Source organism: Dactylosporangium aurantiacum, assembly GCF_000716715.1.
In the GTDB taxonomy this organism is placed as follows: domain Bacteria; phylum Actinomycetota; class Actinomycetes; order Mycobacteriales; family Micromonosporaceae; genus Dactylosporangium; species Dactylosporangium aurantiacum.
Genome location: NZ_JNYJ01000002.1, coordinates 262,507 through 280,785, shown reverse-complemented (window position 1 = coordinate 280,785; position 18,279 = coordinate 262,507). Strand labels below are relative to the sequence as shown.

The following is an 18,279-nucleotide window of genomic DNA, read 5'->3' as shown; positions in this document are numbered from 1 at the left end:
GGTTCAAAACCGCCGAGCCGACCCCCCCGACACCCATCTATCGCGGTCGAGTTACCGTAGCGGTAGGCGTGGATAGGCCAGACCAGTAGGTCGGACCGAATGAGCCGAACGACGAACACCAGCCATCAAATCGGTTACGGGCTCGTCACTGTAAGACATTCCCGGTACTCTCGGCCGCATGTCGAGTGGGCCATCAGCGCTGTCGATCGACTGGCCGGTCGATGACGGACTGACGCGTCGACTGAAGGCACTGTCATGCACGGCACCTCTGCATGACGTCGACACCCGAAAGGCACGGCTGGCGTGGGCTGACGTTCAGGTGTAACAGATGTCGGAAATTGCACTCACGATCATCGACCATGTCACCATCCGATTAGACTTCGACTGCGGCACCGACCATCGGGGAGGTCGTCGAACGCACCATCCCCTTCGTTCGCATGCAAGCGCCCGACCGCGGTCGCGAGGAACACTAACGGATCGCCCGCTGAGTGCTGGACAGCCTCATCAACGTCGGAAGCAGGATCGCTGTTTCGTGGCGACATACGGCGCCGTCGACGCCGCAGGCGCATACGAGCTGCGGAGCTTGCCTTTTCAAACTGCTGGTAGCGCGTGATCTTTCGATATATTGGGGAAGGCCCAGGGTCCAAGCGCAGCCAGGAGGAGTGTCCCGATCGAGGTGGTTGGTGTAGACGCTTCCGTACCGGAAGTGCCGCTCCCTGGCATGCCGAACGCGTACCCGCTTCGGTACCTGGAGGGCAGACTCCGCCTCGAGAAACCCGGGCATCGGTGCGACGCGATGCTGCCGTGTAGCGTGCTCTGTCGTGAAGGGCGGTAGTACCGCAATGGTGACCGGACGAGATGCCGCCCTCGGCCTACTCGCGGACCAACGGGACCCGGGCGATCGGATCGCTCCGGCGCTGCAACACCTGCGCGGTATAGGCCTGACCGTGCCCAGCGCAGCGCTTGTCAGCGCCATCGGCGTAGGACTCACCCACCGGACCTATCTCTACGAGAACACCACCGACCTGCCCGGGATGACGACCGGGCTGCTGGACGGGCTACGGGCCCTCGGACATACGTTCGTCCATCGCCAGGCAGGTGTCGAGTCCTACCGTCGGATGCCCAGCGCGTCCGCTGGTGCGCTCAGCGATGCCGTCGCGAACATCATGAGCAACCTTCCCGGCTGGGCGGCCGCGCAGCCGTGGCTGCTGCGTTCGGCGGCGCTGGGGAAGAGCTTCGCCGGTGGCCAGGTCCCAGCGAAGGTCTCGGCCGACCTCGGCCGGCAGCTGATCGGAGTGCTTTGCCTGGCTAGCCGGTCCGACATCGCCGCGGACCTGCTGGGCGACGTCATGATTATGCATGGCCAGGATGTCAGTCCGGCCGCGCGCAACCCGAAGTCGTTTCTGGAGGCGAAGTTCGGCACGGGCGGGCTGACGGTGACGGTCGAGCGCGAGGGAGCCGATCACAGATCCTGGTTTCGTGCGCGGGTCACGGACCTGCGCGGGCGAAGTGGCAGCGGTGGCGGATCGGGCAAGAAGTCGGCGCTTCAGGCCGCCTCCCTTGACTACCTTCAGCGGCACATGCCGGAGGCGCTGGTCGCCGTGCCGAAGCCCCCCTTGACGCGCCCGGCGCCCAAGATGCTGACCGGCGTCGCCCCTCATACTGTCCAGGTCCGCCGACTGCTGAAGCTGTTCGCACTACCGAACGAGACGGCGGGCCTTGTGTCTCAGGCGTTCGTCCACTCGTCGTGGGCCTACGAACACCGCCCAGAGCTACACGCTGCCGACCAGCGGGACAACAGCGCGCTGGCATTTGTCGGATCCTGCGCCGCGATGTACGAGCACGCCCTGGGTTCGGTCCGCCACGTCGTCTGCCAGCCGCCGGCCGAGTACACCTTCCGTAACCTCGACAATGACGGGTACGCGGCTCTTTTCGACCTCACCGGCGCACGTCCCGGCCTACTGCTCGGCACCGGGCAGGAAGCCGTCGGCGTCTCCCCGGAGATGGCCGCAACCGCCTTCCAGGCCACAATCGGCGCGATCTTTGTCGGTTCCGGCTACCCGCCCAGCCTCGTGCAAGTGTGGCCAGCGGAGTGGGACGCTGTCCTCGCGGAGATGGCCCCAGCCAGTCCTTACGACGCCGATCCAACAACGATCTTGCAGCAGCATACCAACGCCTTGCGTCTTCGAGTGGAGCGCGAGTTTCACGTTTCGGGTCCACACCACGCCACGGTTTACATCACCACAACCACGCTCATCAGCGATGCACTCGGCGTCCAAACGACTCTGACGGGACCGCAGGCCCACTCCAAGGTCCGCTCAAAGCACGACGCCTCCGGGGCGATCATGAGAGTCCTTGATGCCCTCGCCGAGCCCGACTTCCTCGAACGGATCCAGGGCTGGCCCGCCACCGATCGCGCGCTCGCAGACTTCCTGCTCGCCCACCAGGCCGCCGTGCTGGTCGACACCCCGGTCGCAGCGACGACGTGGAGCCGATTCCGCTTGTTCGGCACCCACCTCGCCACCTCTCAGGAACGGCTGACGCGCTGGGCACGCAACGCGGACACAGCGCTCCGAAGCCACGAAACTATGAGCGGCAGCCAGCCGCGGCTGGAAGAACTCTTCCGCACCGTGCTAGAACGTGACGTCTCGTTGGGTCAGGCTCTCGACAAATGGCTTACGGAGTCGCTGTACACCATTGAGCGGATAGAGCGCCCGACCGGCGTCAAATCCAGTTACGTCAACGAGCTGATCCAGCTGTGCAACGTGTACCGCTGCCTCGGCGCCGACGACCTGGGTGGCGACCTGAGCGAAGCTGCCGAAGAGTGGCGCCTGCTGTATCGCGGTCGCGTGACGGCTGCGGAGATGTCGGGCGCCATCGTCGACGGACGCGAGCGAGCGGTGCTGGACGCGGCCCTGCGGACCATGCTCGGCCGGGACGCCACCGTGGCGGTGTCACTGACGCGCGGCAGCCCAGTTCGCGTCCTGGTCAGAACCGTTGACGGACCCCGCCCCCACCCGGCCAAGGTCGAACGGGTGTGCAAATTGTGGTCCGTGGTCACCGCAACGACAACGCTAACACCGGTGCCGGACGGCATCGAGATAGCCGTTACCCACGCCGCCCTGGAGTCGGCCCCTGGGCCGATCCTGGCCGCAGTACTCGCCGCGAGGCGTCCCAAGGCCGAGCCCTACCGGGCCGGAATTGCAGACCTTCTGCACGATCTCAAGAACCAGCTGACAGCAACCAGGCAAGCCATCACAGACCTGCCCGAGGACCCCGTCGCGCGCCTTGAGCAGCGGCTCGCCGGCGAGCGGCACCTTGCAGCAGCCAAGGTAATCGCACTGAACGTCCGAGTAGCCGCCTCGCTGCTGGAGCGGGCGCCGGACGATGAGGGCCGGACGGAGCTCGGTAACTACCTACGCCGGTACGGAACAGCCGCCATCGGATGGCTACCTGCCGAGATCGCGCTGCGCGTCCCGCCAGCCAACCGAGTCCTCGACATCGCGGTCGACGGCTCAACGCTCACGGCGGCACTGGACAACCTGATGCGCAACGCAGTCGAGGCGATGCCTGACGGCGGCTCGATCTCGCTCGATTGGACGGCCAACGTATACGAGGCGACGATAGAACTGCACGACGACGGCCCAGGACTGCCGCCCGAGGTGGCACAAGCGCTCGAAGCTGGTCGACGTGTTCGCAGCACCAAGCCAGGCGGCAATGGACTCGGCCTCGTGGGCGTTAAGTCGCTGCTCCGCCGCGTCGGCGGACGGCTCACCGCGGTCCCGTCACCCACCGGCACCACTTGGCACATCACCCTGCCGCTCGCACCCACCGTCACGCAGGAGGACCTGTGACCGACGATCTCGACGGAACGCTCGTCCTCGTCGCCGACGATCAGCCCGACGTGGCCCGATCCATCTGCAAGCCGCTGGAGAAGGCCGGCGCCCGCCTACGCTTCGTATCTGACGGAGAGGCTGCGCTGGCCGCTATCGTCGACCGGCCATTGGACCTTCTCCTTGTCGACATGAAGATGCCACCAGACCATTGGGGTGGTCTCTGGTTGCTTGAGAAGCTGCAGCGCGGCGGCTGGAGCATCCCTGCGGTTGCTCTCTCGGGTGAGGGCGCGGCCCACCAGATTACCCGGGCGCTACGGCTCGGCGCGCGCGACTGGGTGGACAAGGACAATGCGGGCGATGAGCTCGCCGAGCGCTGTGCCGTCGCCGTCGGCGACCAGCGGGCCGATGCCCTGAACCAAGCCTCACGGCAGCTGCCTACGCCGATGGCGTACCGCTTCGACCGTTACCTGCGCACCACCGACCCTGAGAAAAGGTTTCTCGAAGGGTTGCATGTCCTGGAGTCTGTGTTCCGCTTCGCAGCAACTGTAGGGCTGGCCGGAACGCCGCCAACTATCCTGAGGCGCGTACGGGCGCAGCAGCTCGGCGCCCCGAGCATGGGAACCTGGCTCAACGTCTGCCTCGCGCTGGACGAATTGCCAAACGCAGGACCCGACTTCAAGCGCCTGTGGGCGTACCTCACCCCAGACCGGAGGAGTCAGCAGACGCTCCAGCACTTCGTCTCCGTGCGCAACGACATCGCGCACGGCCGTGCCGCAGGTAACGGCGAACACGACGAAGGGCTAGACACGCTCCTGCGCCGCTTCGCGCACCGAGCCTTGTCAGCGTGGCGGGCGGAGATTGCCGTGCCGCTCTCGATGATCTACGACGGCGAGCGCTTCGCCATTGAGGCGCTGAAAGCGCGCGGCGCGGGGCATCCCATCCCGGAAACGCTATACACGGATCTTCCCCTCGTCAGCAGAGCGCCGGTCCTGACTCATCCGGACCACCCGCCGCTACCAATGGAACCGTGGATGGCCACTCGGATGCCAGGCGGTCCCGAGACTGCGCACTGCCTCCTGTTCGACGGCGCCGAGCGTACGGCCAGCGGCCCGGCACCCGACACGCCACTACGCTATTCTGCCGCCAACGGTGACGGTGCTGGTGCGACCGGCCCGGGGACGTGGGCGTCCGTCCTGCTTTGGGCCGCTCCGTAGGGCTTCCTCAAGGACGTCCGCCCGTTGACTCGATAGGCCGACCGCACCACCTGCCAAGGGCTACTGCGGAAGGTCGCCCTCAGACCCCGGGCTATTTGCCGCGGCAAATCGCGCAGGCACCGACTCACTGAAAGCTGACCCCGAAAAGCACAGCCGTAGAGCTGGTGACAAGACCTATTGCGGCGACGCGTCTTTCTCGCCGGCTGGTCAACCATCCACCAACCGCCCGACGTACCAGCGCCGATCGTTTGACGAAAAGACGCTCCTGAACGTCCCGCCGCCGCCTAACGGCGGCGTGCCGCCAACGCCCACACGGTCAGGCGCGGATCTTTCCCCAAAACCAGCAACATCAGCATCCGCCCTCGCCCCCCGTCCGGGAACGACGCTAACCTGCGACCGGCGTGCGCCGAGCGAGTCTCGCCAACAGTATTTCCGCGCCTACTCGAGTACACATTCGGCAGAAGTGGAAGGCGGCTGGACTGCAGCGGGTCGCGGTGGGTTGCCGGCCGTACTGGCAGCGTTGGAAGTCAGCCAACAACCAACGAACCGTCTGATAGGACCTCGCCGACAAGCCATTCGCGGGCATAAGGGTCGCGGCTCGGCGGATAGCTGAGGACGACGTCGACGATCGGCGTGGTGATCGACACACGAGCGGCGCTGCCGCCCAGCGTCCCGCGGTCGCTGAACTGCTTGACAACGATGGTGAACTCTGCCGGCCTGGTCACGGTGACAGTCTCGGGTTCCGACCCGTCGATCACGTCACGGTCAAGCCAGGCGAAAGGGTGCGACTCTGCGGAGCCACGATTTTCAAAGTCAATCTTCCACGGCAAATCGGAATCCTCCATACAGCCGCTGACGTGCAAGTCGAGATCCATCGGATCTGGTGTCCAGCTCAACTGCACCGTTGCCCAGGCGCTGCCATCGGCGGATATGGACACCTGAACAGGGTCCAAGTCGAGCACTTGCCTCAACTCAGTCCGCAACCGTTGCCGCTCCTGCGCGTTGTCCGGTCGCAGATGTGGTAGGAGCACGCAGCGGCTCCGGTCTGGCAGCGGTACCCGGTCCAGGATCGCGGCTTGCCCTGGCCCATAGTTGGCCAGCAGCACGCGTGCGTTGGGATGACCGGCAGCGTAGTCGCGCAGGGCCGAGCCGAAGTTCGTTGGGCTGGCCCGCCGATACTGCTTGCATTCGATCACCGCGATCGCGCTGGATGCCGCAGTGACCGGTGGCGTCACCAGTACGTAGTCGGGCTGGATGCCGGCCTTACGACCGCGACCGACCGGTCTCGCTAACGGCGATCTCAGTTCAGCCATCACAAACACCGGACCGTACCGGTGGGTCGTGATGGTCGCTACGTGGCTCCCCGCGAAGGAGAAACTCAGCTTGCCGTCGGGGGTCGGGTGCAGTGCCGCCAGTTTCGGCCCTGCCGCATCGACGATCAGCGTCAGCATCCACGCTGCATAGAGCTCGTGGCGTTTCTTCCACGCTGGAAGGCTCAGCACCTCTTCGATCGACGGCATCAGCCGCTCGACGTCGGCGGCGCCAGCCGGTCGTGTCGCGTTGGCGAGCCGTGCAGTCAGCAGGGCTGCGTCGAGGCCCGAGCCAACGCTGTGGGCCGCCACCAGCCGATCCAGCCCACGCAGCACTTCCTCTGGCCATCGATCGTGATCATAGCGGGCGAGCATGCTGTCCGGTTCGACCTGCTGCAGGGCCGCGCGGTTCACCCCCTGGCTACGGCACAGCTCGATGAAAGCGGCCACCATCGACCGTGCGGACCGCACCTGCCGGTCCAAGTCGTTGTCGCCGGTCTGCGGCAGCACCGGAAGCACATAGGGCCAGCGGCCTTGGTCGTACTCCTCGCTCCAGACGGCCACCGTCGCCGAGAGCGGGTGTTCGCCAGCGGTGTACGCCCTGACAGCGCCATGTAGGAGCGCGAGCTGGTCCGGGGTCCATTGAGGCACACGAGCGAGCGAAACGACCGAGCCGACGGTCTCGACCCACGTCCGGAACGTGTCGAGTAAGAACGTCCACTCGCCGTCGGCACCGCCGAAGTCGTACGAGACAAGCAGGTTCGCACGGTCCGCGCGTGTCGCCGCAGCCTGCTCGAACATGCGCAGAAGGTCGGTCAGCATGCCCGCAAATGGCAGGACACTGCGCAGGACGACGTCCAGCAACGCTTCGATCGAGACTTGGTATCGACCGAGAAGTACGTCAATGTCCCCAGCTCCCAGCCCCAGCTCGTCTCTGATGAGATCGGCGAGATCGACGTCGTAGCCGGTCGGATCAAGACCATAGGCTTCGCGCAGGCCGTCCCAGACCTCCCGGCTGGTCCGTGTCGGAACCGCCATCGGTTGGCCGCTACTCAAGCTGTTCACGTCGGCAGACTAGCCGCACGCAACTCTGCGAAGCTGCCGCCGGACCGCCTCCGCTTCGTCGTCTATCTGTCGAAACCGGTCTGCACACAGAGGGATTAGACTGTTGATCGAACGGAGCAGATTCCATATTGTCAACGCATGAACCCCTGTTTCGTGCAGGGGTGCTATGGGTGGGGGTTCACATCCCCCCTTCGACACGTTAGCCCCTGCGCGCAGACATCTCCGCGCAGGAGGGTTAATTCGAATATTCCGCCTGAACCAGGCAGGAAGTCTCGCTGCAGGACACCACGAGCTGGTGCTCGCGAAGATGGCGGGCGAGCATCCAGACCGGCTGACCTTCAGGGTCCTCGTTCTGCTGCTCGTGCAGTAGCGCGCGAAGGGCCACGATCATTCGGTCCTCTCGGACGTAGAGGTTCCGCAACCGGCCCGTGCCCCTTGGGCCGTGCACTGGAATGACGGTGCTTGCAGCGGTACGCCGGCCGCCCGTGCGACCAGCAGGACTCCATCCGACGGCGGCACAGTCCACAGCGCAGTAAGCCGACCAGCTGATATCTCCGGACACCGCCACACGCCGGGGCGGGCAGCGCGGTGATCTCCTGCGCCGCGATGAAGTCAGCCTCCGACACCAGCACCGGATGGGCCAGCTGCTTGGACATCACCCAATCGCTCGTCCTGGCCCACCGCTGCGTCTTGAACGGTCCCGGCAGGCCCGCCGGCGTGTGATGCGCGGGCTGCCGGTTCCAGACCTGCCGCCCGGTGTACTTCACGTTCGCCAGGATCGCCTGCACCGTCGTCAAACCCCACCCATCCCCGGCCCGGTGACGGTTGCGGCCCGGATCGGCCTGCGACGGGCACGGCACCCCGTCCGCGTTCCGCATCGCAGCGATCCGCGACACACTGCTGCCTCGCAGCCGCTCCGCGAAGATCCGCCGCACCGTCGGCGCGGTCACCGGATCGACGTCGTGCCGCCGCAACCGCCGACCCCACTTCGCATGCATCGGGTTCGGACGCGGGCCGGCGTCCACAAGCCGGTACCCGTGCAACGGCCGGCCGCCGAGGAACCGGCCCTCGTCACGGATCTGCGCCCGTATCGCCGCCAGCGCACGCGAACGCGCCCGCAACACCTCCCGCTTCGACTGCGCCCCGAGCAGCATCAGCAACGCCCGGTGCGCCGGCTCACCGGGATCGACCGGGCCGTGCGCCTCCGGCAACCACAGTTGCACACCGTGACGTTGCAGGAACGGCAGCAACGACAACACCTGATCGCCGTAGAACGTCCGCTCGTACTCCCCCACTACCACCGCATCGAAGCCACGGCCCGGGTCAGCGATCGCCGCCGGCAACAATGCCGCCTGCGGCCGATCCCGCCACGGCAGCCGCCGACTCCGATCGACGTCGAAGAACTCGGCCACGATCCGGCCGTGACCGTCGACGAGGTCTTCGGCGACATCCCGCTGCCACCGCCGCGACGAATCCCGCTCCTGGAAGTCGGCCGTGGACACCCGACCGTAGAACGCGAACCGCAACAGCCCAAGCTCATCAGGTCGTCGCCGGCGCGACCGCTCCACCGACCGGGACTGACTCACCCAACACCTCCGAAGCATGCCGCTCGCTCACCAAAGAGGCCGTCCTGATCTGGAGAAGGAGCCGACCAAGGCGCTGAGTGTGAGTCGAGCCGATCGGCGCGTGTTCACACCGAGCTCAGAACCAATCCGTGGGCGTGCCGCCATCCGGCTCCAGCCCGAACCGGCGAATTCGCCGGACCGGCGGATCCAGGGTGCCTCGATCCGGTTCTCGGCGACAGGGGCGAGCGCGGAGCCGCGTTGACCTCGACCGCTGCGACGGCTCGGCCGGCCGGGGCACATCCCCGGCCGGTGCTCGGCCTCTACTTCGAGTCGTCGATGAGCGTGTTGAGCTTGTCGAGCATCCAAACGGCCGACCGTCCTCGACGAGCGGCCCGGCTCCTCGCCACCGGCCTCGGCGCGGACCAGGTCGAGATCCGGCCCGCAAGCACGGCACCGGCCGTCCCGGCGGGGGCGTGGCCACGCCCCGCGGACGGCGTACCCGCCGGCCGCGCGGCGCGTACCGTGCGGCTGGAGATGCCGATCCCATACCACGGCGAACCGGTCGATACCCTGATCGTGGTCGGCGGACCAGCTGACGACGATCCGCACGCCGACCGGCAGCCGACCGCGGTCGCCGGCTATGTCGGGATGTTGCTGCGCAGCGTCCGCCTGCGATACTTCACCGCCCCGGCCGGCCGCACAACCGGCGTTCACCGAACTCGGCCCCCGCGAACGAGAGGTGCTCGACCTCGTCGCGGGCGGCCTGACCAACGCCGCCATCGCCGGCCGTCTTGGTCTGTGGGCCAAGAACGTCGGCAACCACACGTCGGCGATTTTCACAAAGCTGCAGGTCGCGGGGCGAGCGGAAGCCATCATCCGGGCCCGGGAGGCGGGGTTCGGTCGCTGAGTTGTCGGGTGCGGTGGCCGACAGGACGGCCTGGTCAGGGTTGTCGGGCCTGCCAGAGCCGGACCGTGCCGTCGTCGCTAGCGGAGGCGAGCAGGGTGCCGTCCTGGTTGAACGCGACGGCTCGGACCTCGTCGGTGTGGCCGGTCAGTGGTTCGCCGACCGGTCTGCCGGTGGCGGTGTCCCACAGCCGCACGGTGCGGTCGGCACCGCCACTGGCCAGGATGCTACCGCCGGGCCGGTAGGCCACGCTCCAGACGGCGCCGGTGTGGCCGGTGAGAGGCTCACCGACCGGTCTGCCGGTGGCAGGGTTCCACAGCCGCACGGTGGCGTCGGCGCTGCCGCTGGCCAGGACGGTGCCGTCGTGGTTGTACGCGACGGACAGCAGCGAGTCGGTGTGGCCGGTGAGAGGCTCACCGACCGGTCTGCCGGTGGCAGGGTTCCACAGCCGGATGGTGTCGTCCGCACCGCCGCTGGCCAGGGTGCCGCCGTCGGGGCTGAACGCGACGGTCCACACCCAGTAGTCGCCGTGACCGGTGATCGGCCGACCGATCGGCTCGCCGGTGACACCGTTCCACAGCCGCACCGTGCGGTCTGAGCCGGCGCTGGCAAGGACGCTGCCGTCGCGGTTATACGCCAGCGCCAGCACCGTGTCGCTGTGACCGGACCGCGCGCGGCCCATTGGCTCGCCGGAGATGGGGTTCCACAGTTGGATGGTGTTGGCCGCGCCGGCGCCGGCCAGCATGCCGGTGACGCGGTTGAAGGCGACTGCGTGGACGGGCTGATCGCTGGTGAGTGGCGGTCGGGACGCGGTGCCCGTAATGTCCCAGAGCCGGACCGTGCCGTCGACTCCCGCGGTGGCGATGCGGCTGCCGTCCGGGCTGAACGCCACGGCGAAGACCTCGCCGCGGTGGCCGGTCAGCGTCGTGACGGCCTGCCAGCGAGTCGGCTGCGCGCTCGCCGATACCGACACGGCCGCTGCAGGCGATCCGCCGGTGGCCTGCCGTCGCGGTGGGTCGGTGTCCCGCTGCCAGACGATGATCACGGCGGTCGCCGCGATCGCCGCAACGGTAACGGCCGCAGCCACGATCATCCGACGTCGCCGGCGTCGGGATGCGGTTGCTATCGGAGCGCTCCCGGCCGCCACGGCGGGCGCGGCGGCCCGGGTCGCCACTGGCTCGGACGGCGGTGCCGGGGTCGCCACCGCAGCCGGTGGCATCGGTGCGGCGACCCAGGCGTCGACCCCGGCGTCGGCTGCGAAGGTGGGCTTGGCCGTGGGTTCTACGGTGGGCTCGGCGGTGCCGGATGCGGCGGGAATCGGGGAAGGGTGCCTGCGGGCGGCGGGGACGGCCGGAGCCGGGACCGTCGGGGCGCTCGGCGGTGCCGCCGTCCGGCTGTGCAGGCTGCCCTTGGCGACCACGAGTTCCGGTTCGTCGATCGCGGTCGGCGGGTGGCGCAGCGCGCGGTGCAGCAGGGTTGCGGCGAGCGGTGTCCGGCTGGCGCCACCCACAAGCAGCACCCCGGCGAGGTGCTGCGGCGCGGTGTCGGTCGCCCGCAGCGTGGCCACGGTGAGCTCGACGGTGCGTTCCAGATGCGCTCGGGCGACCTTGTCGAACTCGTCGCGGGTCAGGTGCAGGTCCGCGTCCAGCAGTGGCACGTGCAGGTCGGCGGTGGCGTGGCGGGACAACCGTTCCCGGGTAGCCCGGGCGTGCCGCCACAGAGCATGGTGGGCCCGACGGTCCGCCGGGGTCTGCGGCCAGTCGAGCCGTCCCCACGCGTCGGCGCCGCCGGGGTTGAGCGTGCGCACGTGGTCGATGACGGCGGCGTCCAGATCGAGGCCGCCGACGTCGGGCAGGCCGTCTGCGGCGACGACGTCGTACCCGCCGGAGGTCCGCCGCACGACGCTGACGTCGAAGGTGCCGGCGCCGAGGTCGTAGACGAGCAGGCACTGACCGGGGCGCAGGTACCGGCCCAGCACCGTGGTGAAGTAGGCGGCCGCCGCGACCGGCTCCGCAACCAGCCGCACATCGCTGTTGCCGCAGCGTGTGGCGGCCTCGACGAGCACGGCCAGGCGGGTGGCGCTCCAGCTGGCCGGGTGGGTCAGCACGACCTCGCTGATGGGGCCGGCGGCGACCCGGTGTGCTTCGTGGATGACCCGGGCGAGTACCGCGCCGATCAGGTCGGTGACCGGGAGCTCGCGTTCGCCGAGCCAGACGGTGCCGTCGTCGATGCGGCGTTTCGGGTTCGGTTCGAACCCGGCGGGCTCGGTGGCGGCGGCCTGTTCGGCGTCGTCGCCGGTGAGCAGGGTCGCGTCCGGGGTGGCGAATACGGCGGAGGGCAGCAGCGGCGATGCGCCGAACAGCAGCTGGGTGCACGAGCCATCGGGTCGCTGCAGGACGGCCACGGTGCTGGAGGTACCGAAGTCGATGCCGACCCGGGAGCCGCCGGTCGGTGTGGTGTGTCGTGGTGTCGTCGGCTCGCTCATTGCGCCGCCGATCCGCTCCAGAGGCGTTGGGTGGTCGCGGTGTCGATCGTCGGCGGGTCCGGTGCGGGCAGGTGCTGCAGGGCCAGGTAGACGGCGCGGACGGCGATGACGCGACTGATGTCGCCCAGGATGCCGGCGAAGTACCGCTGGCGGTACTCGCTGTCAGTCATCGAGGACACCGCGAAGTACATGACGCTGAACCCGGCCAGCAGCACCGCCACCGTCACCATCGTCGCCGGTACGGCGTGGACCAGGCCGGACGCTTCGGGATCGGCGCCGATCCATTGTTTGGCGGTGTCGGGGTTGACGGCGATGAGCCCGAAGACGATGAAGAACGCGAACACCGCGACGCCGACGACGGCGGCGCGGATGAGCTGGCGGGTGCCGAGGATGAACAGGATGTTGAGCATCTCGGTGCGACGCAGCCCGGTGAGCCGGGCAACGGGGGCCAGGTCCGGTGCGACCGCCTCCAGCGGGGTCCGCGCGCAGGCGGCGACGAGCCGGTCGGGGGCGGTGGACTGCTCGATGGCGTTGAGCTCCTCACGCAGCCGGGCAGCGATCGCGAAGAACGTGACCGCGGTGAAGACGGCCAGCGTCGCGACGAGCCGCCGCGTGGACAGGTGACTGGCCAGCACCCAGATGTCGGCGGTGAAGAACAGGAAGATGATGATGAACAGCAGGGTCGGCAGCGCCCGGCCGAGCAGACCGAAGCTGTTGCGCAGGTCCCCGACCAGGTGCCGGAGCGAGTGCAGCACCAGCGACACCACGCCGTAGCGGGTGCAAACGTTGGCGACCGCGACGATCAGGGCGAGGCTCAGTGCCATCCTCAAGGCGACCTCGGCCTGGCCCACCGCGCCGGGCGTGACACCGAACGCGCCGGGGTCCAGCGCGACACCAAGCGACGCCAGGCCCATCGGCGCCGCCACGTAGCCGCCGACGAGCAGTACCGCCAGCCAGCGCGGTAGTACCGGCGGCGGCCGCCGCCCGGCCCGGGTGACGATCAACCAGATCGCCGCGGGCACAACGGTGGCCACGGCGACCGCCGTGCGCCAGTCCTCGATGGGGACGACCATGAGGAGCAGGACGAGCAGCAGCAGCGGGAACATGCGCGGCAGGGTGTGGGTGCGCAACGTCTGCCTCGTCACGAACTTCGGCAGACCCTGATGGATCAGCCACCACTCCGTACGCCGGACCAGGGCCGCTCTGTCGGCCAAGGCCGACGGGATCGTCTCAGAACGCTGTTGCAACGTGCACCTCCAGGGAACCGGTGGGCGAACTCAGCGCGGTGCTGTGAGCATGCCGCCCGGCGAGCGAACCGGGCATCAGTACTGCCGCCGGACACGGCACGCAAGACGGTGCAACCGCGACCAGCGGACCGTGAACATGGTCGGCTCACCCGGTCCGGCCAAAGCGATCTCCCAACCTTGGTACGCGAAACCACGGTGGCCCGCGGGCGCATTGCCGGTCGACGGCGGCAGCGGCAGCGGCAGGCCGCCCGGCGGGTTCCGTCGATTGCGTCATCGGGCACCGCTGAGGATGCGGCACGCCATTGCGTCGAGGTTCACGGCGCACCACGTGACGACGCCTCGGCCGGCAGGTAGAGGCGCACCTCGATACCGTCCGGGTCGTGCAGGCCGACGAGGACCCGGCCCATGCGCCCGGTGACGATCCCGCCGTGCGGCTCACCGAGGTCCTCGAAATGCCGCTGCCACCCGTCCAGCGCGGCCGGTGTGGGCAGTTGCAGGGCGAGCGGGTCGAACCCGGCCAGCACGGCCGCGCGTGCCGGATCGCGGCGCAGGGCCAGCTCGATGCTGTCGCCTGGGTCCCGCATCGCCACCCCCATCAGCTCACCCTCCTCCACGAACTCGAGGTGGGTCCGCAGCCCGAGCACCCGCGCGTACCAGTCCCGGCTGCGCACCGGGTCGGTGACCGGAAGCTTGACGTGATGGAAGCCGTTGATCGCCGTATCCATGACATCTCCGAGAGGTCGTTTTGCTGAAGTGAACTATAGCGAATTGCTACAGTAAACTCTAGCGAATGAGTGAAGGTGTCAAGCGAAACCGTCAACCTGGCACACGGCGCGCGGAACAGGCTCGCGCCACCCGCCGCCGGGTCATCGACCACGCCACAACGCTGTTCCTCAGTCACGGCTACTCGGCCACGACGCTCGACCAGATCGCCAAGGCCGCCGGCATCTCGGTGCAGACGCTGTACTTCCACTTCGGCAACAAGGCGACCGTGCTCAAGGAGGTCGTCGACGTCCTGGCGGTCGGCGACGACAAGCCGGTGCCGTTGCTGGACAGGCCCTGGACCCAACGCCTGCGCGACGCATCGGACGGCCCGCAAGCACTGGCGATCTGGGTCCGCAACGCGCGCACCGTCTTCGGCCGGATTGCCCCGATCATGAAAATCGTGCGCGACGCCGCCGGCAGCGATCCGGAGATGGCCGCGCAGTGGCAGACCAACATGGCACAGCGCTACACGGCGCAGCGCACGGTCGTTCAGCACCTCGCCGACAGGCACTTCCTGGGGCCGGACCTGACCGTGGACCGCGCCGCCGGCATCGTCTACTGCCTCATCAGCATCGAGGTCTACCAGCTGTGCACCGTCGACCGGGGCTGGTCACCCGCCCAATGGGAGCAATGGATCATCGACACGCTCACCAGCACGATCCTCCGCTGAAACACGCAGGTCGGCGTCCATGACGCATACAGCGATCGACTTTCGAAGCGCCGCCCCTCCGGGTCAGCAATGCCACGGGCGACGTGCGGTCTGCTGCCGTCGGTGGTGCGCCGACGACAGGTCAGGCCGCCGGCGGCAGATCGCTTACGGCTGTGCCTCGCCGAAGTACCGGGCCGCCTGTTCACCAGCACCCGACGAGCATTGACCACCGACGAACTCACCGACATCAACCACGTCGCCCGCACCACCGGCAACGACACCATCCTCGACGCACTGCCGCTGCGCCTGCACACCGAAACCGCCTGCCGGCGCGGCGGCGGTCGGATGGGCGGTGGCTCCCAGGACCCGGATCCGCCGGCTGGTGTGCTCGTTCACCGCGAGGACGTACATCCGTGTCCCGCTCAACGTCGCCGTCTCGAGGACGTCGCATGCCAGCAGGGCGTCGGCCTGCGAACGCAGGAAATCCGCCCAGGTACTGGAGGACCGCTGGGGTGCCGGATCGATCCCAGCCTCTTTGAGGATCTCCCAGACCGTGGACGCGGCGACCTTGACTCCTAGTACGAGCAGTTCGCCGTGCGGACGTCGGTAGCCCCAGCTGGGGTTCTCCCTTGCCAGGCGGAGCACCGGGACGCGGATGGACCGTAGCGTGCGCGGCCGGCCGGGGCGCTTGGGTCGGGAGGCGGCCGCGTGGCGACCGGCGATCAGATCGCGGTGCCAGCGCAGGACGGTGTCGGGGCGGACGAGTAACCGCAGCCCGTGGAGCACATGTATTGGCAGTCGATGCAGCAGCGCTGCCAGGAACGCCCGATCAGTCGGGTCGAACCGCACCCTGTCCTTGCCCAGTTGACGTCGCAGCACCATGAGCTGGTGGCGGAGGGCGAGGATCTCGGCGTCTTTGTCCCGGTCGCTCATCGGCAGCAACCGCAGCATCGCGAGCACGTTCGTCACACCGAGGTACGCCAGTCGTAGCAGCCCGACGGGCCATCATCCCGCAGTTGTCGTCGGCCATGCGTGAGAACGGCCGCACCGCACGGGTCAAGATCCCTAGCGGCCCGGCATCGGCCTGACCAGGGTGACCGTCAACGGCGGCCACACCATCTGACCGCTCAGCACCCGGCCGTTCAGAGCCCGGCCGTTCAGAGCCCGGCCGTTCAGAGGCTGGCGGCGCGGCCCTCGGTGCCGGGGATGGGGCCGGGCGTCCCGGTGGCGGCGCGCCGGTGCTGGGTGGTGGAGCGGCGCAGCGTCTTCGGGACGGTGAAGGTCTCGGTGTACTGCTCGTAGCCGACCGCGCCGGGCACGGAGATCGCGTTGCCGAGCGGCCCGATGAGGCTGTCCTTCAACGCGAGGGGGCCGCCGAGCAAGACGCCGTAGGTGATGCTGCCGGCGTTGCGGGAGAAGTACGCGCGGGTCGGCTCGCTCAGCGTGCCCGGCGCCGACAGCAGCAGCGGACCTCCGTTGGCACCGATCATCGCCCCGCCGGTGAGGGCGTCGAACCACGTCGTGGCGGTGGCGACGGCCGCGGTCCGCGGGCCGGTGAAGAAGAACTCGGCGACGGCGACCGCGGTCTCGAACTCGGTCGCGCCGAAGACCGGGTAGTACTCGGCGCCGTCGGGCCACGACGGCAGCTGGTTGCGCGCCCCGGCGTTCTCCAGTGCCCGGACGGCCGGTCCGCCGACGGCGATCATCGCGACGGCCTCGGGGTCGAGGCCGTCGAGGTACGCGGCGGTCGCCGCGGGCATCGTGTCGCCGGCGGTGAGGACCACGACGGTGCCCGGGTTCGCCCCGGCGGCGGCACCGGCGGCCAGGGCGTCGTAGTACTTCAGCGACGTCGCCAGGATCACCGCGGACGGCTGGGTGGTGATCGCCTTGGCCACGGCGACGGCGGTCGCGTACTCGTCCTGGCCCCACAGCCGCACGACCGTGTAACCGAGGTCCCGCACCTGCGACTCGACCTTGGCCGACAGCGCGACGGTGCCGCCGAGCAGGTACACGGTGCCGGAGCCGCCGAGGATTCGCTGCATCTCGGCCTGAGTGTCGGCGTGCAGCTTCCCGGGCGGCGTGATCAGCAGCGGACCCTGCTCGCCGACGGCGAGCGCGGACCCGCCGAGCGCGTCGAAGTACACGTCGTCGCGGGACAGCACGACGGCCTTCGCCGGCGCCCGGAACCCGTCGTCGACGCCGTGGTCGGCCCAGTTGTAGCGGGACGTCGCCACGGCGGTGCCGAGTGCGGTGGCGCCCCAGACCCGCTCGACGGTGTTGTCGTTGACCGGCTGGCAGGTCGCCTGGTAGCCGTTCACGACGATCGTGGTGATCGTCTTCGTGGTGACGTCGATCCGCTTGACGTGCGGCACGTCGTTGACCCGGCAGGTGAACAGGATGGCGGTGCCGTCGGTCGTCCACGTGGGGTTGGTGTTGGCGACGCCGGCGGTGGCCTCGGTCGTCAGCTGCACCATGCCGGACCCGTCGGCGTTGGCCATCCAGATCTGCACGACGCGCGGGACACCGTCCATGCCGCCGGTGGAGCGGCTGTAGGCGAGCTTCGTGCCGTCCGGGGAGAAGTCCGGCTCCCACACGCCGCCGGTGATGATCGTGGTGGCGGCGCCGTTGCTCTCGAGCCGCCGGATGACGCTCTGCTCGCCCTGACCCTCCTGGAACACGACCGTGCCGGTGACGGAGACGGCGGGCTCGCTCCTGTGCGTGTCGGCCGGGCCGCCGAACAGGATCTCGCCCTCTTCGCCGCCGCCACCGCCGGCCGGGGCGATGCGCAGCCGGAACCAGTCGCTGAAGATCACGAACGCGCCGTCGGGGGTGTAGGTCGGCTCCTGCAGGGTGCCGGTCGACGGTCCGGCGAGCACCTCCCGGTCGCTGCCGTCCTGGCGCACCGACTCGATGGCCGAGCCGGAGGAGAACACGAACCGGCTGCCGTCGGGCGACCACTCGCCGGATCCTCGCGACTGCGGCGCGTAGTCGACGAGGGTCCGCTCGCCGGTGCCGTCGGCGTTGGCGATGAAGATCTGGAAGTCGCGGCGGAACGTGATCGATCCTCCGCTGCCCGGCAGCGACGCGTGCGCCGTCCGCTGTCCCGGCACGAGCCCGGGGACCGCGACGGCGGTCGCTCCGGTCATCGCGGCGAGGATGGCGGATCTGCGTGTGAGCCCGAACGACATGCTGTCCCCCGTGGTCGCCGTGACCACCGGCGCGGTGATCACGGCGAGGAG

At 68.7% G+C, this 18,279-nt stretch carries 11 protein-coding genes; 4 read left to right on the top strand and 7 right to left on the bottom strand.

From position 1 onward, the window contains the following. The first annotated feature begins 821 nt into the window (after positions 1 to 821). Complete coding sequence (locus tag OP18_RS03450) at positions 822 to 3,854, top strand: ATP-binding protein (protein WP_156089267.1); 3,033 nt, start codon at positions 822 to 824, stop codon at positions 3,852 to 3,854. Beyond that, entirely contained in the window at positions 3,851 to 5,050 is a 1,200-nt protein-coding gene (locus tag OP18_RS03445; RefSeq protein ID WP_033357171.1) for a response regulator, read from the top strand. The genes OP18_RS03450 and OP18_RS03445 overlap by 4 nt, the downstream gene beginning before the upstream one ends. A 527-nt stretch (positions 5,051 to 5,577) precedes the next feature. On the opposite strand, the gene OP18_RS03440 is transcribed toward OP18_RS03445, so the two are convergent. Then, complete coding sequence (locus OP18_RS03440; RefSeq protein WP_156089266.1) at positions 5,578 to 7,425, bottom strand: hypothetical protein; 1,848 nt, start codon at positions 7,423 to 7,425, stop codon at positions 5,578 to 5,580. Between the two features lie 338 nt (positions 7,426 to 7,763). Continuing rightward, on the bottom strand, positions 7,764 to 8,951 hold the full coding sequence (locus OP18_RS51055) for a recombinase family protein (RefSeq protein WP_162189738.1): 1,188 nt from the start codon (positions 8,949 to 8,951) through the stop codon (positions 7,764 to 7,766). A 679-nt stretch (positions 8,952 to 9,630) separates the two neighbouring features. Here OP18_RS51055 and OP18_RS61720 point away from each other — a divergent pair. Beyond that, a complete protein-coding gene (locus tag OP18_RS61720) occupies positions 9,631 to 9,897 on the top strand; it encodes a helix-turn-helix domain-containing protein (RefSeq protein ID WP_081970268.1) in 267 nt (88 codons plus the stop codon). 34 nt (positions 9,898 to 9,931) lie between these two features. Here OP18_RS61720 and OP18_RS51990 read toward each other — a convergent pair whose 3' ends face one another. From OP18_RS51990 to OP18_RS03415, 3 genes are all read right to left on the bottom strand, one after another. After that, positions 9,932 to 12,379: an Hsp70 family protein gene (locus OP18_RS51990; RefSeq protein WP_052386166.1), complete on the bottom strand. Its 2,448-nt coding sequence runs from the start codon at positions 12,377 to 12,379 to the stop codon at positions 9,932 to 9,934. After that, positions 12,376 to 13,593, bottom strand: coding sequence for a hypothetical protein (locus tag OP18_RS03420; RefSeq protein WP_033357169.1), 1,218 nt, complete (start codon positions 13,591 to 13,593; stop codon positions 12,376 to 12,378). Before OP18_RS03420 ends, OP18_RS51990 begins: the two co-directional genes overlap by 4 nt. Before the next feature lie 347 nt (positions 13,594 to 13,940). After that, on the bottom strand, positions 13,941 to 14,351 hold the full coding sequence (locus OP18_RS03415; RefSeq protein WP_052386165.1) for a VOC family protein: 411 nt from the start codon (positions 14,349 to 14,351) through the stop codon (positions 13,941 to 13,943). A gap of 65 nt (positions 14,352 to 14,416) precedes the next feature. Between OP18_RS03415 and OP18_RS03410 the strand changes: the two genes are divergently transcribed. Then, positions 14,417 to 15,061, top strand: coding sequence for a TetR/AcrR family transcriptional regulator (locus tag OP18_RS03410; protein WP_033357168.1), 645 nt, complete (start codon positions 14,417 to 14,419; stop codon positions 15,059 to 15,061). 144 nt (positions 15,062 to 15,205) lie between these two features. Here OP18_RS03410 and OP18_RS03405 read toward each other — a convergent pair whose 3' ends face one another. Together OP18_RS03405 and OP18_RS03400 are read right to left on the bottom strand one after the other, a co-directional pair. Next, positions 15,206 to 16,009 (bottom strand): transcriptional regulator, encoded by an 804-nt coding sequence (locus OP18_RS03405; protein ID WP_245635238.1) that lies wholly within the window; start codon positions 16,007 to 16,009, stop codon positions 15,206 to 15,208. Positions 16,010 to 16,212: 203 nt separating this feature from the next. Then, positions 16,213 to 18,270: a cell wall-binding repeat-containing protein gene (locus tag OP18_RS03400; protein WP_033357167.1), complete on the bottom strand. Its 2,058-nt coding sequence runs from the start codon at positions 18,268 to 18,270 to the stop codon at positions 16,213 to 16,215. Between the last annotated feature and the right edge of the window lie 9 nt (positions 18,271 to 18,279).